The sequence below is a fragment of the Streptomyces sp. TS71-3 genome (assembly GCF_018327685.1).
Taxonomy (GTDB): domain Bacteria; phylum Actinomycetota; class Actinomycetes; order Streptomycetales; family Streptomycetaceae; genus Streptomyces.
The window spans coordinates 1,549,647-1,576,451 of sequence record NZ_BNEL01000003.1 but is presented as its reverse complement, the minus strand read 5'-3'; the positions used below and the strand labels follow the sequence as shown (position 1 = coordinate 1,576,451).

Here is a 26,805-nt window from a genome sequence, read left to right as displayed (position 1 = left end):
GGGCGACGGCGAGCGGCTCCGAGCACGGCGTCACCCACACCCGTAGCGACGCCGCTAGCGCGCGGCCATGGCGTTGGCGGCCGCCAGCACCATGTCCTCTCCGGGGTGGACCCGGTCGATTTCGGCGACTGCGGCCATCAACTCGAAGACATCGACGTTCGCGGTCTTCGCGCACCTGCTGATCAGCGGGAAGAAGCTGGAGTGAGTTCGAGTGAGGCCGCCGACGAGCTGGTACGTGCGGTCGTCGTGCAGTCGCTCCAACGGGCGGATGGCGGACTCGCTCAGCTCCGCGAGGGCCCGGAAGTCGTACGTGTTGCGATGGCCCCAGGCGTGAAGGGTCGCTGCGAACGTCTCGGTGACGGTGTTGCCGGCTCCGCGGCCGATGCCGTCGAGCGTCGTGTCGACGAACCGTGCTCCGCTCATCACTGCCGCGAGCGAGTTGGCGTTGGCCAGGGTCAGGTTGTCGTGTCCGTGGTAGCCGAGCGGAATCGTCACCGACTGACCGACCTTCTCGAACAACTCGGTGACATCCGACGGCAGGTAACCGCCCACCGAATCGACGAGGTAGACCGTATCGGCGCCGTACTCCGCGCACTGCCGGACCGCATCCGTGACACCGTCGGAGCCGAGCACGTTCGTCTTCATGAGGTTGGCGAACGCCGTGATGCCGAGGTCCTTGGCGAGGGCGATGAAGGCCTCGGCCGGTGCGACGGCAGTGATATCCACTCCGACTCGGACGAACTGCATGCCGGCGGCCACGGCCTGTCGGAGATGATCCAGCTCGGCGATTCCCGGGATGCAGAACATCCCCCAACTCGCGCTCGTCAGCGTCTCGGAAGCGATGCTGAAGCACCGTACGTCGGAAACACGGCTTGGATGAGACGTGCGGTCGGCGGCGTTGAGGCCCATTCCGTGGCCCAGCTCGACGAACCGAACACCTGATCCTTCAAGACCGGTCAGCACTCTCCTGATCGTGCTTTCGGTGAACTTGAAGTCCACGGCGTAACTACCATCACGGAGCGTGCAGTCCAGGATTTCGACACTGGATGATCGCCCGTCCACGGCGACCATCGGCGATGTCTCTGACATTGAACACCTCAAGCAGAGAAGAATGGGGAATGCGCGGTATTGACATTAGCCGAGAAACGCACACCCACCGGCGGCAGAAGCCCGGCAGAAAGGCGCGCATGGGCAGGCCCGACTGCCTCTGGGCAGCCCTGTCTTTCAGTCCAACATGGCCAGTGCCCGCGCGGGTGCGCCGTCACCGCCGAGGACATTGAGCACGCCGATGAACAGCGTGCACCACCGGTCCGGGATCTCCCGCAGCACGAGGTTCTCCAGGATCGGCGTGCCGGCGCCCAGCAACGTGCGGTGTACGTCGTAGGGGAAGTTCGGCGGACGCATGCTCATCGGCAGATCAGGGCTCATCGTGTCCATGCCGATGAGCCGAAGCCCTGTGGCCACAGCCCATTCGGCGGCGTCGACCGCGAGGTACGGGTGCCCGTCCACGTAAGCCGGTTCGGCGTAGCGGTCGTCCCAGCCGGTGCGGATCAGCAGTGCGTCACCGGGTTCGAGGTCAACGGCGGACTTCAGGTCCGCTGCCGTGATCGGGTCGGGGCCGTCTCGCAGTACCTGGAGGCAGTAGGCCGGACCGACCAGCGTCGACAGCGGCAACTGGTCGACCGTGGCACCGTCCTCGACGAAGTGCGAGGGCGCGTCCAGGTGGGTGCCGATGTGGGTCGGCATGTCCAGTCGCATGACCCGCATCCGGTGTTCCGCCCATGTGCTGGTGGATTTGAATTCGGGGGCCGGGACCGTACGCGCGTGCGGCATGCCCGGTTCCAGCGGGTGGGAGAGATCGACTGTGGGCAGCATGCGGTGCTCCATCCTTCACGTTCTCGGATCATGTCGTGCGTGGGCTTGCCCCGATTAATTGGCTCGCCCGTCGTCCTGGACCCCATAAATTCGGCGCAGCCTACGATTGGAGGTGGTTTCCTGGAAAGGTCGGCGGCCGTGGAGCATCCGCCGGTTGTCCCACAGCAGGCCGACGCCACGCTCGAGCAGCACGGCCTCCGCGTCTCCCGCCGCAGCAGAAGAGACCTCGTCGAAATCGTCCATGGCCGCGAGAAGCTCTGCCGGCACCGGCATGTCCTCAGCCGCAAACGCCTGCTCAATGTACATGCGGACATAACGCAGCTCGTAGCCGTCCGCTGTGCGCTTGAGCACGGGCTGCCGTTTGATTCGGATTCCCGCGATCTGGTCCTTCACGTCGAAGGGCACGGGTCGGCTCAGTTCGGCGACGTGTGCCGGGTTGATCCGGGTAAGCTGCTGGACCAGGTTGTTGACGTCCATCAGCAGCGTCTCCCCACCCCTCGCCGCGGACAAGCCGAACAGGAATGCAACGTCGGGCAGCTCCGGCAGCAAGGTGCCATCGGTGTGATAGTTGCCCGCCTTGTTCGAACTCGAGTAGTGACTGGTCTCCGCGGCTCCGGCCTTGACCTCAACGGGATAGATGAGTTCGCCGGAGCTGTACTGCGGGACCGGACGGAAAAGCGTCGTGAAGAGGTTCCAGTACAGCGTGCAGACTTCGTGGTCGCTGAGCCCCTCCGGGTCGACCCGCACGATGGCGCCCCCCGCGTCCCCGCGGATCGCTGCCAGCATCTCGCCACCCAGTGCCTTGATCTCAACGCTGGTCGTCCGGAACGGATCTTCCGGCCATTTGTCCAGAGGTGTATCCGCGGCTATGTCCCGCCCCAACAGCCCCGAGGCCATGGAGCTCGGGATCGTGAATTCGGGGATCGTGAATTTCTTTGCCATCTTGACTATCCATTTCTGTGACGGGTCGAGGCCCGGTTGGTTCCGGGGTCCTGCGGGCTCGGACCGCCCACAGTCCCTGTTCGCCATGGCACGACTGAATAACGCTCACGCGTCAAGCGGCCACCTTCGATAGTGACCCCTTGGTATTCGCAGTACATCGCGTTCGACAAGCTGCCAGTCGCTTCGCACAGGTGGTTCCTCGGTCCTGCGACGTTCGCTCATCCGGCTCCGATGGAAGTCGATGACATCGGCGCTCAACCTGAGCTGACCAGTGTTCAGGTACCGCACCGCGCCCTGAACGTCCCGAGCCGTCAGCACCTCGCCACGGTTGTAGACGCTGGGCGAGAACGGAACGTCCAGATAACCACGCGCGAAAGCCTTCACCACGCCGTCCGTGAGGCTGCCGCCGCCGGCCACCAGGACACTCTCAAGGATCTGATCCACCTCCGCCCGCAGGATGGTGGCCTCCTCGCGTACCGTTCGCTCGTCCACCTCCATGCCGTTCGCCTCACTCGCGCCCAGCCGGCTGAGGCGCAGGCCCTCCTGGTTGTCGGACACCGACGGAATGGTGGTCGCCTCGACCGGTGTCTTGACGATCAGCCGTGAAGCCCCCGACAGCCGGCCGGTGGCGGCCGAGGCCACGATCAACTGCGTCGCCCGCGCCCGGTCCTGTGGAAATGCCGCCATGTGCTGGTGGAAGACGATGTTGACCTGGATTCCCGGGTATCCCAGGTTGGCCAGATACTTCTGGCCCAGTTCGCGCAGGACCCTGATTGCCGCGATGTCCTGGGATCGATTGCCCTGTTCGGCGTATCCGAGTGAAACGGAACTCACGCCCTGGCCGGCCGCCAGCATCGCCTCGATCAGATTGACGACGATCGCCAGACTTGGTGGGACCAGGACCGCGGTGAGGGTTCCGAAGAACTCACGGTCGATGACCACGCCGAACTTCTCGTGATAGAAGCCGACCAGACGATCGACGTACTGCCACCTTCTGAGCGACTGGGCGAGCGAGTAGTCCTTGAAGTATGGGATGTTGTACGTGATCGCGCCACCCTCGAAACCGGTGACGCCACCGGCAGACGAAATCTCGCAGAGGAGTCGTGGGTCGCGTGTGCTGTGGCGGGTCTGTAGCGGCGTCCGCACCTCAGCGATCAACTGCCGGAGAATGTCGACCCCGTGATTTACCATGGGAAATCCGTTGAGCGTGGAGGCACCACGTTCCCGGCTCTCCGCGATCCCTTCACCGGCCTTCTGGTAGTCGTTGTTTCTGGTAAGCGAATCGATCTGGTAGGACATCACGTCCGCGCCGGCCCGACGCAGGGCCCCGAATGCCGCGCGCTGCTCGGCGGCGAGCGCCACGCCTGAACGCGGCTGCACCAGGAACGGTCGTCCCGCCCGGAGCCGCGGCACATGCGCCCCGGCGAACGACGGCTGCCGGAGGAGAAACGTCGCGTTGTCCGCCAGGTCCCTCGCACGCGCCCCGGTCGGCCAGGATTCCAGAACCGCGGGTCGCTGCCGTTGCAGGTCGACCACGGTCAGCCGCTGGTCGGGCGGTGCCGTGCCCGGCTGGGTGGGCCAGGGGGGAGCAGCGGGTTTGCCGCGTACCCCAGGACGCCTGGTCAGGAGATCCTCGGCCAGGACCGAGAGAACCGTCGGAATATCGACGTACGTCGGAAAGACCCGTCGAAAGCCCAGGCGGCGCGCTTCACCGCGTATCCGTTCGGCACTGCCCACGTCGAGATTTCCGCCGGCATACCAGATCGCATCGATGTCGGGATACCTGAGTAGCAGGTCCGGAAATTCCTTCAGATAGTGGCGCAGGTGACCGTCCATGCAGGAGATCATCACGACATCCGCGTCGACCGCGTGCCTGAAAAAGTCGTCGAGGTTGTTCTGCGTGCCCATGAAGTGGACCGCATGGCCTGCCTCGCTGATGGCGTGTTTCAGCAGCGTGAGACCCACCGAATGAGCGTCGGCGCCAATCCCGCCGAGTACGATCGACCTTGGCATCGGCAATCTCATTGCTTTTCTCCGTTACCTTTCGGCTGCCCGGGTGCGGCAGTTCCGATTGCCGCACCCGGGCCATACCAGTGCGTCACGCGTGCTCGGCGACAGGTAGCAGTGAGGAATCCAGGCCCCTTTGAACCAACCACCTGCGGGTGTGCGGTCGTCCCTGTTGTCGGGTCGGAACTCATCCGTCAGTTCCATGAGGCGCTGAGTGGAGACCCGCGAGGCCGTCTTGGCGACGCAACAGAAACGCGACCATCGGCGATGTCACTGACATTGGATACCTCAAGCGGAGAAGTACGGGGCAAGTGTTGCGTCGACACTAGCCAAGAAGTGCACATCCGTCAGCGGCAGAAGCCCGGCAGAAGCGCGGCAGAAAAGCGCACATTAAGTGGCTCAACTGCCTCTCCGGATGGCGAGGTATGTCTTGCGGCACGTGCCGGGCAACGTGTACGAATTAGACCGTAAGAATCTGCGGTAGCTACCACGTTACTATGCGGAAGGGTTATTCGATGGACAGCATCCTGAGCCAGAGTCAGGTTGATTTCTACCGTGAGAACGGGTTCTGCGTCGTTGACGGGATATTTGAAGACGAGCTGGTCGAGAAGGCGCGATCCGTCGTCGACGGCCTGCTCTCCTCCGCCAACCTCGCCAGCGTGGCCGAGGCAGAGCCGGAAGACGGCTCAAAGGCTCGCCGTATCTGGGCTCCGACCTCGCGGGACGAGCTCTTCGCCGGCATCGCGGAGGACACTCGGCTCCTCGACGCGGTGGAACAGCTGATCGGTCCCGACATCGTGCTTCAGTACTCGAAGCTCAATGTGAAGCCGCCGCGCGTGGGCAGCGTCGTCGAGTGGCACCAGGACTTCGCGTACTACCCCCACACGAACACCGATCTGGTCGCCTCGCTGATCTACCTCGACGACGCGACTCGGGAAAACGCCTGTCTGCGGGTAGTGGCCGGTTCACACCGGCACGGCCTTGTCGACCACGAGTCGGAGGGCCATTTCGTGGGGAAGGTCTCGTCGCCCGCGGACGTGGGCCTGGACGACTCGGCGATCATCGACTGCGAGGGGGTCGCGGGATCGGTCGTGTTCATCCACCCCCTTCTCCTGCACTCGTCGGAGAAGAACCTCTCGGACATGTACCGCCGTGTCTTCATCCCGTCCTACCGCGCGGCCGACGCCCTTCCCGTCTACTACGGTCCACACGCCGCGCACAACGAGCCGACGGCAAAGCTCGTGCGCGGCAGTCTGGCAAGGACCGTTCGCAGCGAGGCCGGCCTGTGGCGACTCCCGATTGCGGCGGCGGAGTTCAACTCCCTGTACCAGGTGCAGGAAGGCTCCCACGTGAGCGACGGAACGAAGTCGTCCACCGGATATTTCTCACACGAGGCCGGCACGGAGGACACGACGGGCTCCTCGATGTGAGCCGACAACGCCGACGGCCAGTGGCGGAGCCACGCACACGGCCCGGTCCGGACCAGAAACCCCAAGGAACATTCATGACCAGCTCACTCATCGGAACACCTGCCGTCGTGCTCATGGACCCCGTCGGCGCGAGCATCGGTTTCAAATTCCAGGTGGCCGAGCGCGGAATGGCCGTGGTCTCCGTGTACACGATGCCCCGCGAGCACGTCCAAACCCGGTGGCCGGACCACACGGTGGGTGACACGGTCAGCATCTACGCCGCGGAACTCGGCGAGATCCGGGCGGGACTCGCCGAGTTGGGCGCCGACATCCGCGCGGTGGTGCCCGGCTTCGACGTCGCCGTCGACAAGGCGGACACGCTCGCTGAAGAGTTCGGTCTGCCCGGCAACGGCGCGCGGCTCGCCCTCGCCCGCCGGGACAAGTTCCTGATGCGGGAGATCGCTGCACAGGCGGGGGTCCGTATTCCCCGATACGTACTCGTCGAGGACGCGACCGGCATCGCCCGTGCCGCGGACGTCGTGGGCTTTCCCGCCTTCGTCAAGCAGACGACCGGTGCCGCGTCGCACGGCACTCGGCTGCTGAGCCGGCCCCAGGACGCCGAGGACCTCTCGGCCCTGCACCGGACCGACCACTTCGGACGGCCCGTCCAGGCCTGGTTGGTCGAGCAGTACGTGCGCGGCCGTGAGCTGGGCGTGAACTTCTTCTCGCACGACGGCGCGCACCACGTCGTGGACATCTGGGAATACCGGCAGCCCGACGACCGGGATTACTCGTTCCCTTACTGGGACTGGGCGCAGATCCCCCCGGACGACCCGGACTGGCAGACCGCCGTGGACTACGTGCGGCTGGTGCTCGACACGTTCGGCGTGCGTATCGGTCCCAGTCACACCGAGATCAAGATCTCGGCCGGCGAGGCCTGCCTCATCGAACTGGGCGCTCGCCTGCCCGCCTACCCCATGATCGACGCGTGGATCGCGCACAGCGATCTCGACCCGCATCGCCAGGCACTGGCCTGCCGGCTGGGCGAGGTGCCGAAGATCGCGACCGCGCCGGTGAAACTCGACGGCTTCTGCGGCGCCAACGCCATTCGCAACGACGGGCCGGCCGGTCGTCTGGTGGAGATCCACGGGCTGGACAAGGTGGAGCTGCTGCCCGGCGTGGACAAGGTGGTGGTGGAGTACAAGGCGGGCGACATCGTGCCGACGACCGACAGCATACGGACCATTCCGGTCAAGGTGAGTGTCTCCGCGCCGGACTACCAGGAGCTGCTCCAGCGACTGGCCGCGGTCCGCGACACCGTGGAACTAGTGATGGAACCGGTCCGCTGATCCCGATGAAGTTCTTGTCCTCGTATCGGGAGCTCTTCTCCCTGCCGAAATTCGGGGCCTCACTGCTCGCGGCCGTCGCCGGCAAGCTCAAGCCTGGAATCTTCTCGCTCGCTCTGCTGCTCGGGGTCGCACATTACCGGGGCCTCGGCCAGGCGGCCATTGTCGTCTCGGTGTCCGCGCTGGCCGGAGCCACCCTCCCGCTGAGGGGCAGGCTCATGGACCGCCACGGCTATACCCGGGGGATGGGGCCGGCGCTCGTGGCGTATCTGTTCGCGCTGACCGTCCTGGTGCTGAACGAGAGCGCGCACGGGCCGTTCGCCGCCACATTGGTTGTCGCGTTCGTCGCGGGGGTGTCGGCCCCGCCCATTCAGATCGTGACCCGGCTGATGTGGCAGGAGATGACCACCGGCTCGCTCCGGACAACCATCCTGTCGCTGGACACGATGCTGGCCGACCTCGGGTTCATCGTGGGTCCGACCGTCGCGGCCTTCCTGGTCGTGGTTGTGGCGCCCTGGGCCGGCCTGGCCGCCTCCGCGCTGCTGGGCACCATCGCGACCCTCCTGCTGCTCACCCGCAGGGTGCCGCACCCGCACCGGCCGCCGCAGTCCGCCGAGGGCCACTGGCTGGGCCCGCTGCGCAACGGTGTGCTGCGCAGGATCATGGCGGCGGCGATGTCCTTCTTCCTCGCGGTCCGCGCGATCGAGTTGGCCTTTCCCGCCTGGGCGCAGCAGCACGGCGCACCGCTGATGAGTGGAGTGCTCCTCAGCTGCATGTCGGTGGGCAGTGTGGCGGGGGGCCTCACGCTGGGAGCATTGCCGGCGCGGTGGTCGGCCAAGGCCACGTTGCCTGTCACGCTGGCCGTGCTGTGCGCGGGGAGCCTGCTGGTGGCGGCGGCCAGCTTCGCCTGGACGGTCTTCCTGGTCGTGGCCGGGGCGCTCATGGGCCTCGCGCTGGGGCCCAGTTTCGTCGCCCTGTGGTCGACAGCCGGCGAGCTGACTCCGGCGAACATGGCTGCGGAGACCCTGTCGTGGATCAGTTCCTTCATGGCCTTGGGCGGAGCGGTCGGGGCGGCGATCGGCAGTGTGGTCGCGGAGGCACTCGGGCCGGGGGCGGTGCTCGTTCTCGCGGCGGCGTTCCTCGCCATCGCGTCCGTGCTGGCGCACCGGGCCATCAGAGCCAGAGCGGTCGCATCGGATCAGGTGTCGGAGTCAATACCAATTTCGGTATGAATACGGAGGAGCCGTGACTCGTCAACGGGTGGCCCTTATAAGCCATGTTGGTTACGATGCTTACCGTCACGATGATGGCAGCCCTTTCTTCCATCCGGACGAATTCGACATCACACTGCTCGCGCGGCCCCGCGACATCGCCCGGTTGGCTCCCGGGCAGGTGAGCCGCTGTATCCCCGTGGACATCGACACCCATGCCGAGCTTGCGGTGTCGCTGCCGGACCTGCTCGGTGGCTTCGAATTCGACTGGGTGGTGGCGACCCAGGAACGGATGCTGCTGCCGGCGGCACGAATGCGCGAGGCCATCGGCGTCGGCGGTATGGGAACGGAGCACACGCTGCTGCTCCGCGACAAGGTGGCGATGAAGCACCACTTTTCGACGCACGGAATCCGGGTACCGGAGTTCTCGGAAATCTCCGAACCCATCCAGGCGACAGAGCTGCTCGACAAGTTCGGCCAGATCGTCGTCAAACCCGTCCACGGCTGCAATTCCTTGGGCGTGCACATCGTCCGTGACCAGAACGAGCTTATCGGCCTGCAGCGGCGAGGTTTCGCCGGTCCGGACCGGTACGAGGCCGAGGAATTCATCACGGGTCGCCAGTTTCACGTCGACAGCGTCGTCCGCGACGGCGTACCCGTTGCCGCCTCTGTCTCGCAGTATCTGGACTCACACGAAACCTTTCCGTTGAACGGGCAGATCCGGTCGCACACCCTCGACGATGGACCGGACCTCGAACTCCTGCTGGCGTTCAACCGCGCGGTACTCGGGTGCATCGACTGGTTCAGTGGCGCTGCGCATCTCGAAGCGTTCCTCGATGACCGCGGCGAGCCGGTGTTCTGCGAGCTGGGAGGCCGCCCCGGTGGTGCCGGAATAGACGCCACCTTCCGCTATCGGCACGGGATTTCGCTGCTTTTTGCCAGCATCATGCCGCAGATCGGGCGCAACGTGCCGGACAGCGGTGCTCAGGCGGGCATGGACCAGCCGGCGACCGGCTGGTCCATGATCTACCCGCCGGCGCTGGGTCGCTTCCGCGGGTACGGCACCCTTCCGGGGGCCGACTGGCTGCTCCAGCTCACGACGCCCTACCGTCCGGGCGACCGCGTCGTGCAGCCCACGCAGTCATCGGACGCGCTCGCGTTCGCTGCCGTCCGCGGCAAGGATTCCCGTGAAGTCGTCGACCGGCTCGCCGAGGTCAAGAGCGAGATCACCGCGTCGATCACCCCGGAATGATTTGCTGTTCGGCGATCGGACGGCACCCACACGGCCGAACTGTCGAGAGGCGACGAGGGCGAGGCGGGGCCATTGCGGCGAGGGGGCGGCCGTCCGTGGACGACGGGCGGAAGCCGCCCTACTCGGTGCGTGCTGCCGCCTGCCGGACCCGGTTGCGCAGCGCGCCGACCCCCTCGACGAGCGCCTCGACGACGTCACCGTCCTGAACGACCCCCGCCCCCGGCGTACCCGTGGCGATAACGCTGCCCGCCTCCAGAGCCATACCGCCGGAGAAGTAGCCGACCAGCCAATGGGGGTCGTACATCATCGCGGATACCCGGTTGGACGCGATCGTCTGCCCGTTGACGACGGTGGAGATCCGCACGGAGGAGAGGTCGGGGATCTCGTCGGGGGTGACGATCCAGGGGCCGAGGCTACAGAAGGTGTCGAAGGCCTTCGCCCAGGGGATGTGGCGGGGGTTGACCCGGATGGCGTCCTCGGCGGTCATGTCCAGGAGGCTGGTGTAGCCGAAGATGACGGACGGGGCGTTATCAGGTGTCACGTCGCGGCAGGTGGTGCCGATGACCACGCCGAGCTCGGCTTCGGCGGTGACGCGCCCCGACTGGCTGGGCAGCAGGATGTCGTCGTCGTATCCGATCACCGTGGAGGCCGGTCGCAGGTAGGAGCCGGGGGCGTCGGTCGGCTGCCGTACCCCCAGGTCGTCGGCGTGGCGCATGTAGTTCAGGCCCACACCCCACAGCTTCGGCGGGTGCCGGTAGAGGGGCCCGAACACCGGCTCCCCCTGCGCGGCCGGCACGCCGGCGCCGGGCAGGGAGGCGACCGTGGCCGCGAGCGCCACTGTCTCGCCCTTCAGGATGATGTCCATCATGGTGGGTCCGTACAGGGTTCCCGCGGTCGCGTTGATAACGCTCAGCGTGGTGATCCCGCCGGGCATCGACACGCCGACGTCCTCACCGGTCTCGGTGCGAAGAGTGCAGAGTCGCACTGTTTCTTCCTTCCTGATGGTGCACAGATCACGCGGCTGCGTTCTGTCCGGCGATTGCGCTCTGGCCGACCGTGCTGACGATGTTGAGCACCCTGAACATCGCCACGTCGTGATGGTCGACGCGGCGAAGGATGCCGAGGATAAGGAGGTGGTACATGTCGTCGGCGCATTCCGCCGCCGTCAGCCCCATCTCGTCCGCCACCTCTGGCACCGACCAGTAACCGTCCATGTCACGGGACGTTTTGCGGGACATGGTCGAGAGCAGGTCACGTTGGCGGTTGCTCAGCGCGGCAATGGTGTGGTGGACCGACGCATAGGCGTCCGGCTGCTGGTGGCCGCCCTGGGGCCGTCGCGCGACGGCGAGCGGCTCGGTGGTGAGTTGGTGGGCGAGCTGCCGCATGGAGTAGATCAAGCTCCAATGGGCCGCGGATTCGAGAGCCGCGGGAAGGCCGTCGAGCGCGCGGCAGATCCGGGCGACGTCCGCGAGAACATGAGCGTCGAGGCGGAAGGACGGCTGAATGCGCTTCGTCTGGGCGAGCAGCAACGCGACCGATGCAGCTGTGTCGAAGTCCGGCGACTCGGTGTCCGACGGGGGCACCGGAAGCGGTGCGAGCGGGAAAAGGGTCTCGAAAGGCATACCAGCGGGGTTTCTCGTCGTGACGAGAATCCGCAGCCGAGGGCATGCCGCCATGAGATGAGCCGTGATCTCCGCCAGCCCGTCCTCCGGCCGGGCACCGTCGAGAACGAGGAGGCTGTTCGACTCCCCGATGGTCTCGACGAAGCGCCGACGGCTGTAGGGCCCGGAGTGCACGACCTCGCGCAGCCATTCGGGCTGCTCTGGAGCCCCAACCGGTGCACTTCCGCTCCTGTGCCGACCGTCGTCGAGGGACAGCCAGAGGAGGGTCGAATGCTCGGCCGCCTCAAGTGCATGCCCCACTTCCCGTGCGAGCCGTGTCTTGCCGACGCCTTCGATCCCGGTGATCGTGACCAGGCGGTGGTGCTCGGCGCCGAGCATCGTCGTCAGCGCCGCCAGCTCCTGCTCGCGGCCGATGAAGGGGCCGCTCACGGCCGGCTCGGCCACCCCCGCCAGGAAGCCGGGCGAATGGCCGTTCGCCAGCTGGTTCATCTGGAGGGCACTGAGGCCGAGGGCGGCGGCGAGAAGGCGCAGAGAATCTGCCCTGGGTTGCCGTACCCTCCCGTTCTCCAGATCGCGGATCGCTCGAACGCTGAGGGTGCTGGAGCGCGCCAGCTGCTTCTGGGAAAGGCCGGCCTGGAGTCGGAGGTCGCGGAGCCGTCGGCCGAAGAGCGTAGCTCCCGTCCCCGTCCCGCCATCGTCCCAGCCCTCACGGAATCCGGTCGGAACAGTCTGCTTGACCGGCTCACCGGCCGCGACGGCCGGTTCGCGGCGCAGGCTCATCGGCGTCTCCCGCCCCGAAGGCCGAGTGGAGATCCGACCGATTCCTGACACCGATGGTGTTTCCATGGCACATGCTCCTCGGGGCCGCGGCAGCGCGGATCGGTGTACAGGGGCCGTGGCGGCGGCCCCGGATGGGTCTCAGGGATGCGGACCGGTTTCAGGGGTGCAGCAGGTTGAACATCTCGGCACGGAGCCCGGCGTCCTCGCCGAAGGCCCCGCGGTAGGCCGTCGAGGCCATCTGGGCGGCCGCCTTGATTCCGCGCATCGTCATGCACAGGTGCTCGCCCTTGGCGATGACGGCCACGTCCCTCGCCCCGCTGAGCGTGGCGATGTCCTCGGCGATCTCGGACACCAGCCGCTCCTGAACCTGGAGCTTGTGCGCGTGCCGATGGGCGATCCGGGCGAACTTCGACAGGCCCAGCAACCGGTCGGTCGGCCGGTAGGCGATCGTCACCGCGCAGTTGAAGGGCAGCAGGTGGTGCTCGCAGAGGGACCAGACCTGAATGTCCGAGACGACCACCAACTGCTCGCTGCCGACCGACTCGAACAGCGTGCCGACCGAGCCCGGCTCGTAATTGATGAACTCGCGCCACCAGCGGGCGAACCGCGCCGGTGTATCGCGCAACCCGTCGCGGTCGGGGTCCTCCCCGATCTCTTTCAGGAGCTGCCGGGCGATTCCGACCAGCGGGTCTTCCTCTCGCGGCTTCTCCGAGTCGACGCCGCCCTCTTGCACCCACGTCGTCACAGACATACAGGCACCTCTCCAGTCCGACCGGCACGGCCGTTGCTCGATTCCGATGAACGGGCGGCCGGCTCTCGACAGCCGGCCGGCGTTTCAGGGCCGGTACTCGGCCCAGGTCTTGGGGGTTTCGGAGATTCGCACGGACGTCAGCTCCGGGAACTCCTTCGACCAGCGCTCGTAGAGCCACACCGCCAGGTTCTCGGCCGTGGGATTCCTGTCCACCAGGTCGTTGAGGTGACGGTGGTCGAGCGTCCGGTCGAGCCACGACTTGAAGGGGGCCAACTCGCCGTAGTCACGCACGAACCCCGTCGGCGTCAGTTCCGTCGGATCGGCACTCAGCTCCAGCTCGACGACGTAGTTGTGGCCGTGCAGCCGAGCACACTGGTGCCCCTCGGCCAGGCCGGAGAGCCGGTGGCTGGCAGAGAACTCGAACTTCTTCGTGATGCGCAGCGTCATGTCTCCGATTCGTCTTTCTCGCTTGATTCGGCCACGCGTTCAGACACCTCGCGTGTCGCCCCACAACAAGGTGTGCAGGCGTGTGGTGAGATTCCAGCCCCGTGCGATCACCGCGTCGGCCAGCTCGGCCATGTGCCGGCTCACCTCGGCGCCCGTCTGCCCCTTCGGCATGATCCAGACCGAGTCGAGCCCGAACTCCTCGACCAGTTCCGCCACCTCGTCCAGGTCGCCGGCGTTGCGGCAGACGAACTTGAACGTGGTGCCCTCCGTCACCGCGAGGCTTTTCAGCGCGTCCGGCACGATCCGCCGATGGACCGGATCGCCCGAGTGGGCCAGCTTCGGCGAGACGTTGAAGCGGACCCCGGCGGCGATCAGAGCGGGGTCTGCGGCATGCGTGCCGTTGGTCTCGATCTCGATCTCCAGGCCTCGCGCCGTGAGCAGCTCGACCAGCGGGACCAGCCGGTTCTGCTGGCCGAGCGGCTCGCCGCCGGAGATGACGATCAGCTCGACGCCGAACGCGAGGAGTTCTCCGGCCACCTCGGTGACGGGACGGCGGTGCAACTCCTTGCGGGGGTCGTACTTGACTCCGGAGTCGCCCGCCCCGGTCCAGTCCCACGTGTAGGGCGTGTCGCACCAGGTGCACGACAGGTTGCAACCACCGAGCCGCAGGAACGCGCACCTGCGGCCCATGGACCTGCCCTCGCCCTGCACGGTCGGGCCGAAGATCTCGTTGACTACGAGTTCCGGTTCCACGCGACATCGCCTCCTTCCGTACCGAAGCCACAGATGAGGCGTCCGGCCCCCATCACCGCGGTGTCCACGCTTCGCGATAGACCGTCGGGTCCGTGATGCCCAGATCCGCGAACGCCCCGCGCCGCTCGGCACACGCCGCACACGCACCGCAGTGGATGTCCTCACCGCGGAAGCACGTCCACGTCTGGTCCCAGGGCACGCCGAGCTTCTCGCCGAGAGCGACGACTCCGGTCTTCGGCAGTGCGATCAGCGGAGCGAGCAGTTCGACCTCGGGCGCAAGAGAACCCCTGGTCGCCACCCGCTCCACCTCCAGGAACAGCCGTAGGAATTCCGGAGAGGTGTCGGACGGGCCGACGTCCTCGGCCATGACCCCGAAGGCAACGGCATCCGCCTGCACTGTGACCGCCAGCGCGAAGGCCACCGACAGCAGCACGGCGTTGCGGTTCGGAACGATGTTCGGGTTCCCGCCGACAGGCCTGTCCGGGCGGGGCACGGCCACGGACGGATCCGTCAGCGACGAGCCACGCATGACACTCCGCAGCGAGCGCAGATCGACCTCTTCGTACAGCGCACCGAGCCGGTCCGCGGCAGCGGCGGCGAACTCCAGCTCCTTGCGGTGGCGCTGACCGTAGTCAACGGCCATCACCTGGAGTGTGTGGCCCTCGGCGGCGAGGTGATGCGCCATGGTCACCGAGTCGATCCCGCCGGACACAACGGCAACGATCTTGCTCATGCCTCAGCCCACCGGGACGGAGTCGGGCGACACACCGAGCTTTTCGAGCACCGTCCGCCGCGCAGGCGCCGCCGGCAGCCCCCGGCCGCCGCCTGTCGTGGCGGTCAGCGGCTCGATCAGCGTTTCGGGGTCGGTCTCGAAGAAGAAGACCAGCGACAGCAGTTCCTCATCCGGAGCCGCCGGGCTGGGCGGAAGCACACGGTGCTTCAGCGCCCGCCACCGCCCATCGGTCCACAGCTCCATCAGGTCACCGAGATTGACGATGAGCGAGTCCGGACGATACGGCGGCGAGAACCAGCCGTCCTCCTCGTTCCATGCCTGCAACCCACCCACGCCCCGCTGACGGCTCAGCAGCGTGACGGTGCCCAGGTCGGTATGCGGCCCGTTGCGGAACTGGCCGCGAGCGACCTCTCCGATACTCGCGTACGACGGGTACCAGCTGGCGTTCTGCGTCCACGTCGCCATCCGCGCCCGCGAGGTGAAGAAGTCGTCCGGCAGCCCCAGCGTGACGGCAAGCACCTCATTGACGGCCTGTACCACCCGCACCATGTGCGTCGTGTACGCATCCGCGGCCGCCCGCAACTCCGGTAGCTCGACCGGCCAGCGGTTCGCCGGATAGTTGAACCGGTCCCGCCGCTCGTCGCCGGTGTGGTGACCAGGCCCGACGTAGAAGGACTCGTGGAGATCCGGGGCGCTCGGAGCCTGATCGCCCTCGCTCACGGGCACGCCGACACCACCGGGGGGATGCATCTCAAGCCACCCGCTTTCGTACGCGGCCTCGATGGCGTACTGGGCCTTGACCTCCCTGGGGAAGGCGAAGAACCGCTTGGCGGTGGCCCTGAAGTCGTCGATGACGTCTTGCGGGACACCGTGCCCGGACAAGAGAAACATTCCGGTGCCGCGCAGTGCGGCGTCCAGCGTGGCTGCGATCGGAGTGCGATCGGCGTCGGATGCCCTACGCCACGCCTCCAGGTCGACCTCGGGAATACTGCCTGGCACAGCCGTCACCTCTCACTTGCTCCGCGCGAGTACCGCGCCCACGCACGCACGGATGATGTCGAGACCTTCGTCCAGGTCGTCGTCGCTGATGGTCAGCGGGGGGAGCAGCTTCACCACGTCGGCGGCCGCACCGGACGTCTCCATGAGCAGGCCGTTCTCGAAGGCCGCGACGCACACCCCGCGGGCCGCGCCGGGGGCGGTGAGCCGCAGCCCCGCCGCGAGCCCGCGGCCCCGAACCTCCAGGCCCGCCGCGGGGTGCTCGGCGGCGATGGCGGCCAGGGCCGTCGCGATCCGCTGCCCTCGCTCGCGGGTGGACTTCTCCAGCGTCCCGTCGCTCCAGTAGGAGCGCAGCGCCTGCGCTCCGGTCACGAAGGACCCGCTGACACCGCGGAAGGTCCCGCTGTGATCGCCCGGTTTCCAGACGTCCAGCTCCGGCCGGATGAGAGTGAGGGCCAGAGGAAGGCCGAACCCTCCGATGGACTTGGACAGGCACACCATGTCGGGAGTGATCCCGGCATCCTCGAAGCTGAAGAACGGTCCCGTTCGGCCGCAGCCCATCTGGACGTCGTCCACGATGAGCAGCACCTCGTGCCGTTCGCACACACCAGCGAGGTCGCGCAGCCACTCCGCGTCGGCGGCCCTCAACCCGCCCTCGCCCTGGACCGTCTCCACGATCACAGCTGCGGGGCGGTCCAGCCCGCTGCCCCCGTCCGACAACAACCGGTCGAGATAGCGCGGGCCGGTGTCCCCGATGCCCGGGTATCCGTCGTACGGCAACGCGGTCGCCGAGGTCAGGGCCACGCCGGCGGCCGCACGTTTCGCCGCACTGCCGCTGACCGCGAGGGCCCCCAAGGTCATCCCGTGGAAGGAGTTGGTGAAGCTCACCACCGACTGCCGTCCGGTGACACGCCGGGCGAGCTTCAGAGCGGCCTCAACCGCGTTGGCTCCACCCGGACCGGGGAACTGCACCTTGTAACGCAGCCCTCGCGGCGTCAGGAGAACGTCCTGGAAGGTCTCGAGAAAGTCCCGCTTCGCCACGGTGAACATGTCCAGGGCATGCGAGACCCCGTCCCGGACGATGTAGTCCAACAGGGCCTGCTTGAGGAAACCGTTGTTGTGACCGTAGTTGAGCGCACCCGCACCGGTGAAGAAATCCAGGTAAGGCCGACCGTCCTCGGAGAACAGCCGGCTGCCCTCCGCCCGGTCGAACACGACGGGCCAAAGCCGGCTGTAACTGCGGACCTCCGACTCAAGATCGGTGAAGACCGTCATGCCGCCCTCCGCGCCTGGACCACGAACCAGTGCCGATCGAGCCGGACGCCGCGGCCACTGCCTGCGGAGGCCACATAGCGTTCGAACGGAACCCGGTCCGCCACCGTGTCGTAGTCCTCGAAGATCGGGACCTGGCGCAGGAACGTGTCGAGTTCGACCGGCGAGTGGTAAAGCTCCTCGGTACGGAAGGCCTTCTCCAGCACCACCGTGAAACCGGCCCTGGTGAGCTCCTCCACCACCTCGTCCATCACCGGCCTGCCGTCCCAGCGCCCGTAGAGCTGGCCCCGGCCGAAGGCCTCCTTCAACGCGCGGACGTCCGTCTCACCGATGCCCATGTAGATCAGATGACCGCCGGGCTTGAGCACCCTGCGGAACTCTTCCGGGAACAACGGCCCTCGCCGCGATGTGAGCACGTCAGCCTCCCCGTCAGGAAGGCCGGTGCGGGAAGCGTCACGCCGCTCGAACCTGACGTTGCCCAGCCCCGCCTCCGCACGCTGCCGCTCGGCGGACTCCAGCATCGACTCCGACATGTCGATACCGAGCACGCTGCCGAACGCCGGGGCGATCCTCAGCAGGCTGCGCCCGTCGGCGCAGCCGACATCGACCAGCCGGCCGTTCGGACCACCCAGGCCCGCCGACAGCTCGTCGAACGCAGCCTCCGGATCACCGTCCGGGAAGACGTCGGTACGCAGGCCGCTGCTGGTGTATTCGCCGAACTCGTCGGCAACCCGCGTGTAGAAATCCGGGTTCATCATCACTTACCTCGGGTTGATCGATCCGGCAGGGCCATTACGCGGAATCCGTTCGGCATGTGGGGCTTATGGCATCCGACCGCCGACGGAAAAACCGCGTTGAGGCGTTACCGGCTATGCGCTGTGATCGCGCGTTGGCAATCCTTGCCCGGACCGACCAGCGTCAACAATGTCCGTCCGTACGGACCTCTGGGGCAAGGCTCGGAGCCTCCGACGGACTGCGCCGTGCGCCGGGCGTCGGTATGCCCTCCAACCCGGCACGGGACACCGGTCCCGGGCAGGTTCGCGCCGGCCGCTCCGCGGAGCCCGGACGCAGGAGTGCGGCATACGGGTCGCACGTCTCGCGGCGCCGCTCGTTCTCGGGCGCAGCGTGGTCGTCGATGAAGCCGCCGTCGCCGGGCGGCGCTGATCTCGTCGGTCTCCGCCCGGGGCCCCAGCGTTCCCCCGTTGCCACGTCCGCGAAGACGTTGCCCTGCCCCGTCAACTCGCCCTTGGACGGGCCGCTCGCTGCTGCGCCGTTTTCGAGCGTGTCCTGCCAACGCGGTGGGAACAGCGCCCGGATGGACCGGCCTTGGGAACAGACGTCTGTTGAGGTGCTCCATCCGGGCGAGAGGGGCCGGCCGGCCCGACCGGTCAGATGTAGCCCTCGCGTATGGCGTAGGCCACGGCGTGGGCACGGTTGCGCAGGTTCAGCCGCGTCATGACGTCGTGCAGGTTGCCCTTGACGGTGCGTTCCGAATAGCTGAGCCGGTCCGCGATCTCCTTGGTGCTGAGCCCGTGCGCGACCAGCTCCAGCACTCTCAGCTCACGCGGGGTGGGCCGGCCTGCCACCACGGTGCCCACCTCGACACCCCGGGCCCTGCCCGCCCGCTGCGCCATCAACCGCCGCAGCAGGTCATCCGGGATGTCACTCTCGTCCCGCCAGGCCGCCCGGATGGCCTGGGCAAGCTGGACCTCCGTCGCCTGCCGCCGCCACACGATACCGCGCACCCCCGCCTCCAGGACCAGCTCCAACTGCCGCTCATCGAGCCCGTCCACCACGAGAACGACCCGGGCCCGGGAGTTCACCACCAGCTTCCGAAGCCGCACGCACGCAGCCGAGTCGAAGGCGTCCACCAACACCACCGCCACGTCCACGTCCACGTCCGCACCCGCCGCCACACCCACCGACCCACGCCCGGACCACTGCACCACCGTCATGTCATACCGCCGGGCCAGATACCCCGTCACACCGGCACGCGCCAGCGGATCACCCTCACAGACAGCCACCCTGATCAGAGGCACAGGCGGCCTGAACAGGAAAAGGCCCTCCGGTACCTTCCGGCGGTCCGCACCCTCACGCTCCGAGACATCACCAGAGGCAGGATCGTGCACCATCATGGAAATCCTTCGCGACAAGCAAACTTCCCCGCGCAATACGCGGGCCCCGCCCACGTCCCGCACGCAACCAAGACCCGCACACCCCAGCTGGACCCGGCACGGCACCACCCCGACGGCCCGACGCAGTGGACACCGAACACTCCCCCGAAGCGGCCAACCCCCCACTCACTCATCAGGTCAATCGATTGACTTCACGGTATGCGACTACGGACCGGTGGGCAAGTGATCCACTCAAGCGTCCGCAACGGTGAGGGGCGGCCACACACCTCCGAGCGCTGCACACCCCTGGGACGATCAGGCCGGCCGACCGCCAGCGGGCCGCCATGGACTCGGACCGCCGCCGAGCACCTGACCGGCACTCCATCGACGCCTATCGATGACTCCCTGCGAGAGGATTTCAACGGCCGGTCACACACCCCGGAGATCCACCGCGCCACCGACCGACCGGAGCCGGACCCGGACCGTCAAGAGGGAACAGGCACACGGGTTGCATCGGCCCACCCGGTCGGTCCGGTGGCCCATCCCCACACCGTGAGCGGCGGCCTTACCAGACCGGGAACCCGTCACCTTTCCGCCTGATACGCCCGAGTTAAGCTGTATGCGGGGCCTGTCGTTATGCGCCCTCGTCAGGAGCAGACGTGGAAACACCCATCGGACTGCCGGACGATCAGGGGTTCTGCCTGCCTGCGCTCGCATTGGCCGTCGTCGACCGCTCAGGGTCGATCGTGGGTTGGTCCAGCCAGGCCGAGCGGCTCCTGAACCTGCCCTCCAGCGCCGTCTCGGACCTGCCGGTCGACGGGCTACTCGCGGCCGGCGCACAGTGGGCCCCGCGGGAGATGACGGGGTTGCCCAGGCCGGGCCCGGGGCGGACCCGGCTCCGGCACGCGGACGGCGGGGATGTGGAAATCGTCTTCTGGGTGGAGGCGATGGGGGGTGAGGCCGGTCTCCTGCTGATCCACTTCGTGGCGGCCGAGGCGGCCGTCGAGTGGGGGCAGGGAGTCGCGTTGCTCCGGACGTTGCTCGACCAGCAGGAGGTCGGGATCTCCCTGCGCGACACGCACCTGCGGTTGGAGCGCACCAATATCACCTCCGGAATGTTCGGTGCCGCAGCCCCGGAGCCGGGAGAGACGCCGGACGAGGACGTGGTGTGGGCCGAGGACACGGCCGAGGCCGAGGCGATCCTCGGCGAGGTACTGGACACGGGCGTTCCGGTGGTCTCGCGCGAGCATCAGTGGCGGTCGGGGCAGACTCCGTCGCAGGACCGCACGGTCTCGGTATCCGCCTTCCGCATGGCAGACGCGCGGAGCGAGCCGTCCGGCGTGACCGAGATCGTAAGGGACGTCACCGAGCAGGACCGCATCCGGAGGCAGCGGGAACTGCTGCACAGCGCCTCAAGCCGCATCGGCTTCTCGCTCGACGTCAACGAGATCGCCCAGGCACTCGCGGACGTCGTTCTCGGGAATTCCGACCTGGTGACCGTGGACCTCAACGCGACCATGTTCTCCGGAGACGTGATGGCGCCGGCCTTCCGGGGAGACACCACACTGGTCCGTGCCGCCTTCGCCGGCGTCGATCACTGGCCCGAGGGCATGCTTGGCGTCGGGGAGTCGCAGCCCCGCATGCCGGACACCACGGAGGTCGAGGAGGTACGGGAGGGCCACCCGGTCCGCCTCACCAGGGACGAGGTGATCCATGCGATGGACGGGAACGACAACCTCACCAGGTTGTTCGTCCCGGACGATGCGCACTCGCTGGTGGTGTCGCCGGTTTTCGCGCGCGGCATGATGCTGGGCGCCATCTGCGCCTGGCGGACGGGGAACTCGCCTGCCTTCGACGACGACGAGGTGCGGCTCCTCGGTGATATCGGCTCGCGGGCGGCCCTGGGCGTCGACAACGCCCGTCGCTACGCCTACGAGCACCGGACCGCGCTGGGGCTCCAGGAAGGGCTGCTGCCCCGCGCGGTGAGCGATCTGACCCCCGCGCACACGGTGGGCGCATACGCCCCGGCCGGCGGCAGGAACGAGGTCGGCGGGGACTGGTTCGACGTCATCGAGCTGCCCTCGCTGCGGGTCGCCTTCGTCGTCGGCGACGTGGTAGGCCGCGGGCTGCCCGCCGCTGCCGGGATGGGCCGGCTGCGCACCGCCGTGCAGAACTTCGCCCTCCTCGAACTGGAACCCGCCGAGGTCCTCACCCGCATCGAGGACCTGGTCCAGCGACTGGCCGCCGAGACACCCACCATCCGCAGCGACACCAGCGGCGCCACCTGCCTCTACGCCGTCTACGACCCCACCACCCGCCAATGCACCTTCGCCAACGCCGGACAGCCCGCCCCCCTGCTGGTGCGGCCCGACGGGCACTCCGAGCAACTCGATGTGCCCCCGGGGCCTCCGCTCGGCGTGGGCGGCATGCCGTACCAGTCCACCACGATCACCCTGGAGCCGGGCGGCATCCTGGCACTCTTCACCGACGGCCTGCTGGAACTGGAGCCCTACACCGCCGCGGACGGCGCGAACCGGGTGGAACAGCGGCTGGCTGAGCTGTACCGCGAGGGCCGCTCGCTTGAACAGATGGGTGACCACCTCCTGGAGCCCACCACCCGCACAGAGCTTCGAGACGACATCGCCGTGCTGCTGGCCAGGACCAACGCCGTCGACCCCGACTCCGTCGCCACCTGGGAGTTCCCGGCAGAGGCAGCCTCGGTGGCCGCGGGCAGGTCGGCCGCCGCTCGGCAGCTCGACGCCTGGGGTCTGCCGGAACTCGCCTTCACCACGGAACTCATCGTCAGCGAACTCGTCACCAACGCCGTCCGGCACGCCTGGGGCCCGATCGGCGTACGCCTCATCCGCGACGAGGTGCTCATCTGCGAGGTCAGCGACCCCAGCAACACCCAGCCGCGGCTCATGCGCGCGGGCGACACGGACGAGGGTGGCCGCGGCCTGTTTATCGTCGCCCAGTGCACCTCTCGATGCGGCTGCCGCTATGCCAGTCAGGGCAAGACCATGTGGACCGAACAATCCCTCAAGGAATCAGAGAACGCGCACCTCGTCTCGTTGCCGGAGTGACGCGGAAGCGCCCGCGCCCAGGCTTGGTCTGTTCGCAGCCGGGCGCCCCACCGCGGCGGTGGCACCCCGCGCGCCAAAGGCACCGGCGTGGCTCACCGGGTCCCGAGGCGATCAGGCAACCGTTTGACTGAGTGTCTCAAGCAAGCAGCCCACCTTCCCCTTCCCATCCCCTTGCACCTGCCCAGGAGGGCTCCTATCGTCGAGCGCAACATTGAGGTCAATCGATTGACTAGATAAGCCACGTGGCCTGCCCCCTACGAACCCAGACGGGATGAGCACAAGTGAAAGCATTCAGAAGCGAGCGCAGAGTCCGAGCGCTGGCCGTCGGGGCCGCCCTGCTGCTGGCGGCCACGACGGCCTGCACCGTGCAGACGACGACCGGCTCCTCCACACCGTCCTCCGGGTCGTCCGGCGCAGCCAAGGGCAGGTACACCATCGGCCTGGCGAACCAGCAGGAATCCGTGACGTTCCCCGCGGCCATCGCGAAGGGCGCCCGGGCTCGGGCCGCCAGACTCGGAGTGAAACTGATCGATCTCGACTCCCAGGGGGACACCGCCAAGCAGTCGAGCCAGGTGCAGGACCTGATCGCCCAGAAGGTCGACGCCATCCTGCTGTCACCGTTGTCCCCCGGACCGGCCCAGGCCCTGGTGGACCAGGCGGATGCCGCGGGCGTCCCGATCGGTACCGTGCACGGCTATGTCGGGGCGAACCGGGACGCGGACGACCCCTACGAGAAGGTGAGGTTCGTCCTCGACGAGAACGAGACGGCCGCGGGCGCCATCGCGGGTCGGATGGCGTTGAAGGCGCTGCCGGGCGGCGGCGAGGTCGCCGTCATCACCGGTGCTCCCGGCTTCGTGGAGAACACCACTCGGGTGACGAAGTTCAGGGCGGCACTGCGCGACGCCGGCCCGTCGGGCAGGTACCGGATCGTCGCCGCCCAGCCGGGCAACTGGACCAAGCAGGACGGCCAGTCCGCGTGCCAGAACATCCTGGTGTCCAACCCCGGCGTCGGACTGTTCTACGCCATTTCCGACGACATGGCCGTCGGCTGCGCCGCCGCGGTGAAGTCGGCCCGCTCGGACGCCAAGATCATCGGTATCGGCGGCTCCCGGAGCGGGATCGCGGGAATCAGGTCGGGTGACCTTTACGGAACGGTCTGCGACAAGCCGTACGACGAGGGCGAGATGGCCGTGCAGATGATGCACGACGTGCTCACCGGCAAGCTGACCGGGCCACCGAAGACCTCGTTCTACTACACCCCCGGCATCACAGCCGCGAACGTCTCCGCATGCGCACCGCAGTGGTGACCGCGCCCCGTACCCCTGTGAGGCCGGCATGAGCGGGCAAGCCGGCACCTCGCCGGTTCTCTCCGTCGCCGGCGTGCACAAGGTGTACCCGAGCGGCACGCACGCGCTGCGCGGAGTGTCCCTCGACGTCCTGCCCGGCACCGTCCACGGCCTGATCGGGGCCAACGGCGCCGGGAAGTCGACGCTCATCAAGATCCTCTCCGGCGCCCAGACCGCGTCCTCCGGGACCGTCGCCTGGCACGGTGAGCCCGTCACCTGGACCAGTCCGGCGCAGGCACTCGCCGCGGGGATGGCCGCGGTCCACCAGCACACTCCGCTGGTGGAGGCACTGACCGTGCTGGACAACGTCTTCCTGGGCCGCCGGGAATCAGCCCGCTGGGACGCCCGCCGCCGAGCGGAGGAGCTGGCGGCGCTGTGCGAGCGGATCGGCTACGGGCTGGACCCCGCCACGCCGGTCGGCCGGCTGTCGGTCGGGGCCCGCCAGATGGTCTCCATCGTGCAGGCACTGGCCCGGCACCCGTCCGTGGTGCTGCTGGACGAGCCCACCGCCGCGCTGTCGCCCACCGAACGCGAGGTGCTGTTCCGCTCGATCCGGCGACTACGGGACCAGGGCACCACCTTCGTCTACGTCTCGCACTTCCTCGACGAGATCCTTGATCTCACCGACCACCTCACCGTGCTGCGGGACGGCCGGGTCGTGGTGAACACCGCCACGCCCGAGACCGGCAAGGAGCAGCTGGTCAGTGCGATCGTCGGCGAGCGGCTCGGCCGGCTGGAGGAACAGCCGCGAGCCACGCCCGCCCCCGCGTCCGGCGGCGAGCCCCTGCTCGCGGTCCGCGACCTGGCCTCGCCGGGGCGGTTCGGGCCGGTGAGCCTGGCCGTGCGGCCGGGCGAGATAGTGGGCGTGGCCGGGCTCCTGGGCAGCGGCCGTACCGAACTCCTCCAGGCGATCTTCGGTGCCGACCCTGCAGTCACGGGCACCGTCGCGGTGGACGGTCACCGGATACGCCCGCGCTCACCGCGCGCCGCCGTCAGGCGCGGTCTCGCCCTCGTGCCCGAGGACCGCAGCCGCCAGGGACTGCTCCCCGCGTGGGAGATATGGCGCAACATCTCGCTTCCTTACCTGCCGAGCCTGTCCCGCCGGGGCGTCGTCGTCGACAACGCGCGTGAACGGGCCCTGGCCGGACGGGCACTGCAGGAGCTGAACATCGCGGCCCCCTCCGCCGACGCGCCGGTCAGCGAGCTGAGCGGCGGCAACGCCCAGAAGGTGGTGTTCGCCAAGTGGCTGTACGGACGTGCCCGCGTCTTCCTGCTGGACGAGCCGTCGGCCGGTGTGGACGTCGCAGGCAAGGCCGACATCATCCAGCTGATGCGCGGCCTCGCCGACTCCGGGCACGCCGTCGTCCTCGTCGCCTCGGAATTCGAGGAGCTGCTGGCCGCCTGCGACCGCGTCCTGGTGATGCGGCGCGGCCGGCTGATCGCCGAGCGGGCCGCGTCCGCCACAGACCTCCATGAACTCACCGCTCTCGCCAGCGGCCTGTAGGCCCTGCGTCGCAGAAAGGCACCACGATCGTGACCTCCGGTACTGATATCGGCCCTGTCCGCCGGCCGCAGAAGCCTTCAGCGGGCTGGCCCCAGGCGCTGTCGCCACGCTCCGCGGGAGTGGTCTACGCCCTGGTGGTGCTCACCGCCGTACTGGCCATCACCTCGTCGGTCGAGGGCCGCCCCGCCTACCTGAACGACGTCAACGTCGGCAACATCCTCGATCAGTCCGCGCTCATCGGCATCCTCTCCGTCTTCATGACGGTCACGCTGATCACCGGTAACTTCGATCTGTCGGTGGCCTCCACGGCCGCACTCGGCGGCACGGTCGCGCTCAAGCTCGTCGATGCGCACGGCGTCGTGGTCGCGCTGGTCGTCGCACTCCTCATCGGCCTCCTGGTCGGCCTGGTCAACGCAGTGCTGGTGCAGAAGGTCGGCGTCAACGCCTTCATCGTCACGCTGGGCACGCTGACGGCCGTGCGCGGCATCGTGCAGGCCATCCTCAACGGGCAGAGCATCAGCGCCGAGAACACCGGTTTCCACACCTTCGCGACCGCACGTCTCATCGTGCACCCGGCAGCGGCCTTCGCTGCCGGAGTCCTGCTGGTCGTAGCGGCCGTGCTCCTCTTCGTGCGGGCCTCCCGCCGTCCCACGCGCGCATCGGTGGAATCGGCGGTCGTGGGCGTGATCCTCCTGCTGATCGCCTCGGCCCGTCCCGCGCTGCTCGGCCAGACCGTCCCGGTGTGGATCATGCTGGGTCTTGCTCTGCTCACGGGCGCCGTGCTGCGCTACACGGTGGTCGGCAGGAACCTGTACGCCGTGGGCGGCGGTTCAGAGGCGGCCCGGTTGTCGGGAATCAACGTCGACCGCTACAAGATGGCCGCGTTCATCCTCAACGGAGCCATGGCCGCGCTGGTCGGTGTGCTCTACGCGGGCCGGTTCAACTCCGTCGACCCCACCGTGCTCACCGGCGGCGAGCTAACCGTGATCGCGGCGGCCGTGCTGGGCGGCACCTCGCTGTTCGGCGGCTCCGGCCATGTGTCCAAATCCGTGGTCGGCACCCTGATCCTCTTCACGCTGAGCAACGGATTCAACGTCCTCAACATCGGATCGAACTACCAGAACGTCGTGCAGGGTTCGGTACTGGTCGCGGCCGCGGCCGTCTATACGGCCTCCGGATCGCGCGGCCGGTCCTTCCTGCGCAGCCGCTGGACGGCCATACGCAGCGCCCGGACGACCGTGCGCGGCGACTGACCGCCGGACACGCCGCACCCCCGCCGGCGACCGTGCCGGGCGCCGGCGGGGTGCTGTCCCTTCCCGGTTCACCTGGTTTGCCAGGTGTGGCATGGGCGGCCCTGGCGGG

22 protein-coding genes are annotated in these 26,805 nt (G+C 67.9%); 8 read left to right on the top strand and 14 right to left on the bottom strand.

Going from position 1 to position 26,805, the window contains the following annotated elements; all coding sequences use genetic code 11:
• Positions 1-54: 54 nt before the first annotated feature.
• From Sm713_RS31005 to Sm713_RS30990, 4 genes are all read right to left on the bottom strand, one after another.
• Positions 55-1,071, bottom strand: coding sequence for a hypothetical protein (locus Sm713_RS31005; RefSeq protein ID WP_212913287.1), 1,017 nt, complete (start codon positions 1,069-1,071; stop codon positions 55-57).
• Positions 1,072-1,224: 153 nt separating this feature from the next.
• Positions 1,225-1,875, bottom strand: coding sequence for a cyclase family protein (locus Sm713_RS31000; RefSeq protein WP_212913286.1), 651 nt, complete (start codon positions 1,873-1,875; stop codon positions 1,225-1,227).
• 54 nt (positions 1,876-1,929) lie between these two features.
• The gene (locus Sm713_RS30995) at positions 1,930-2,817 is read right to left on the bottom strand and encodes a TauD/TfdA family dioxygenase (RefSeq protein ID WP_212913285.1); all 888 of its coding nucleotides are present in this window, start codon (positions 2,815-2,817) and stop codon (positions 1,930-1,932) included.
• A gap of 105 nt (positions 2,818-2,922) precedes the next feature.
• Positions 2,923-4,830: a methylaspartate mutase subunit E gene (locus Sm713_RS30990; protein WP_374196133.1), complete on the bottom strand. Its 1,908-nt coding sequence runs from the start codon at positions 4,828-4,830 to the stop codon at positions 2,923-2,925.
• Between the two features lie 509 nt (positions 4,831-5,339).
• On the opposite strand from Sm713_RS30990, the gene Sm713_RS30985 reads away from it, so the two are divergent.
• The 4 genes from Sm713_RS30985 to Sm713_RS30970 all read left to right on the top strand — a co-directional run bounded on the left by Sm713_RS30985 (position 5,340) and on the right by Sm713_RS30970 (position 10,042).
• A complete protein-coding gene (locus Sm713_RS30985) occupies positions 5,340-6,254 on the top strand; it encodes a phytanoyl-CoA dioxygenase family protein (RefSeq protein ID WP_212913283.1) in 915 nt (304 codons plus the stop codon).
• Between the two features lie 74 nt (positions 6,255-6,328).
• Positions 6,329-7,582, top strand: a complete 1,254-nt coding sequence (locus tag Sm713_RS30980) for an ATP-grasp domain-containing protein (protein WP_212913282.1) — start codon at positions 6,329-6,331, stop codon at positions 7,580-7,582.
• A 5-nt stretch (positions 7,583-7,587) separates the two neighbouring features.
• Entirely contained in the window at positions 7,588-8,811 is a 1,224-nt protein-coding gene (locus tag Sm713_RS30975) for an MFS transporter (RefSeq protein WP_212913281.1), read from the top strand.
• A gap of 13 nt (positions 8,812-8,824) precedes the next feature.
• Positions 8,825-10,042 (top strand): ATP-grasp domain-containing protein, encoded by a 1,218-nt coding sequence (locus tag Sm713_RS30970; protein ID WP_212913280.1) that lies wholly within the window; start codon positions 8,825-8,827, stop codon positions 10,040-10,042.
• Between the two features lie 118 nt (positions 10,043-10,160).
• Here Sm713_RS30970 and Sm713_RS30965 read toward each other — a convergent pair whose 3' ends face one another.
• The 10 genes from Sm713_RS30965 to Sm713_RS30920 all read right to left on the bottom strand — a co-directional run bounded on the left by Sm713_RS30965 (position 10,161) and on the right by Sm713_RS30920 (position 19,351).
• The gene (locus Sm713_RS30965; RefSeq protein WP_212913279.1) at positions 10,161-11,027 is read right to left on the bottom strand and encodes a fumarylacetoacetate hydrolase family protein; all 867 of its coding nucleotides are present in this window, start codon (positions 11,025-11,027) and stop codon (positions 10,161-10,163) included.
• A 28-nt stretch (positions 11,028-11,055) separates the two neighbouring features.
• Entirely contained in the window at positions 11,056-12,444 is a 1,389-nt protein-coding gene (locus Sm713_RS30960) for a helix-turn-helix domain-containing protein (RefSeq protein ID WP_212913278.1), read from the bottom strand.
• A gap of 157 nt (positions 12,445-12,601) precedes the next feature.
• Complete coding sequence (folE, locus tag Sm713_RS30955; RefSeq protein ID WP_212913277.1) at positions 12,602-13,195, bottom strand: GTP cyclohydrolase I; 594 nt, start codon at positions 13,193-13,195, stop codon at positions 12,602-12,604.
• An 84-nt stretch (positions 13,196-13,279) separates the two neighbouring features.
• Positions 13,280-13,642 (bottom strand): 6-carboxytetrahydropterin synthase, encoded by a 363-nt coding sequence (locus Sm713_RS30950; protein WP_212913276.1) that lies wholly within the window; start codon positions 13,640-13,642, stop codon positions 13,280-13,282.
• 39 nt (positions 13,643-13,681) lie between these two features.
• Positions 13,682-14,395, bottom strand: a complete 714-nt coding sequence (locus Sm713_RS30945) for a 7-carboxy-7-deazaguanine synthase QueE (protein WP_283249831.1) — start codon at positions 14,393-14,395, stop codon at positions 13,682-13,684.
• 52 nt (positions 14,396-14,447) lie between these two features.
• Positions 14,448-15,128, bottom strand: coding sequence for a 7-cyano-7-deazaguanine synthase (locus Sm713_RS30940; RefSeq protein ID WP_212913275.1), 681 nt, complete (start codon positions 15,126-15,128; stop codon positions 14,448-14,450).
• A 3-nt stretch (positions 15,129-15,131) separates the two neighbouring features.
• The gene (locus Sm713_RS30935) at positions 15,132-16,136 is read right to left on the bottom strand and encodes an isopenicillin N synthase family oxygenase (protein WP_249416803.1); all 1,005 of its coding nucleotides are present in this window, start codon (positions 16,134-16,136) and stop codon (positions 15,132-15,134) included.
• A gap of 3 nt (positions 16,137-16,139) precedes the next feature.
• Positions 16,140-17,399: a diaminobutyrate--2-oxoglutarate transaminase gene (gene ectB, locus Sm713_RS30930; protein WP_212913274.1), complete on the bottom strand. Its 1,260-nt coding sequence runs from the start codon at positions 17,397-17,399 to the stop codon at positions 16,140-16,142.
• Positions 17,396-18,154, bottom strand: coding sequence for a class I SAM-dependent methyltransferase (locus Sm713_RS30925; RefSeq protein WP_212913273.1), 759 nt, complete (start codon positions 18,152-18,154; stop codon positions 17,396-17,398). Before Sm713_RS30925 ends, ectB begins: the two co-directional genes overlap by 4 nt.
• A 630-nt stretch (positions 18,155-18,784) precedes the next feature.
• A complete protein-coding gene (locus tag Sm713_RS30920; RefSeq protein WP_249416802.1) occupies positions 18,785-19,351 on the bottom strand; it encodes a response regulator transcription factor in 567 nt (188 codons plus the stop codon).
• 818 nt (positions 19,352-20,169) lie between these two features.
• Between Sm713_RS30920 and Sm713_RS30915 the strand changes: the two genes are divergently transcribed.
• The 4 genes from Sm713_RS30915 (at position 20,170) to Sm713_RS30900 (ending at position 26,696) form a co-directional block, all read left to right on the top strand.
• On the top strand, positions 20,170-22,593 hold the full coding sequence (locus Sm713_RS30915) for a SpoIIE family protein phosphatase (protein ID WP_212913272.1): 2,424 nt from the start codon (positions 20,170-20,172) through the stop codon (positions 22,591-22,593).
• 281 nt (positions 22,594-22,874) lie between these two features.
• The gene (locus Sm713_RS30910; protein ID WP_212913271.1) at positions 22,875-23,900 is read left to right on the top strand and encodes a sugar ABC transporter substrate-binding protein; all 1,026 of its coding nucleotides are present in this window, start codon (positions 22,875-22,877) and stop codon (positions 23,898-23,900) included.
• A gap of 28 nt (positions 23,901-23,928) precedes the next feature.
• Positions 23,929-25,443: a sugar ABC transporter ATP-binding protein gene (locus tag Sm713_RS30905; protein WP_212913270.1), complete on the top strand. Its 1,515-nt coding sequence runs from the start codon at positions 23,929-23,931 to the stop codon at positions 25,441-25,443.
• Positions 25,444-25,562: 119 nt separating this feature from the next.
• On the top strand, positions 25,563-26,696 hold the full coding sequence (locus Sm713_RS30900) for an ABC transporter permease (protein WP_212913269.1): 1,134 nt from the start codon (positions 25,563-25,565) through the stop codon (positions 26,694-26,696).
• Positions 26,697-26,805: the final 109 nt, after the last annotated feature.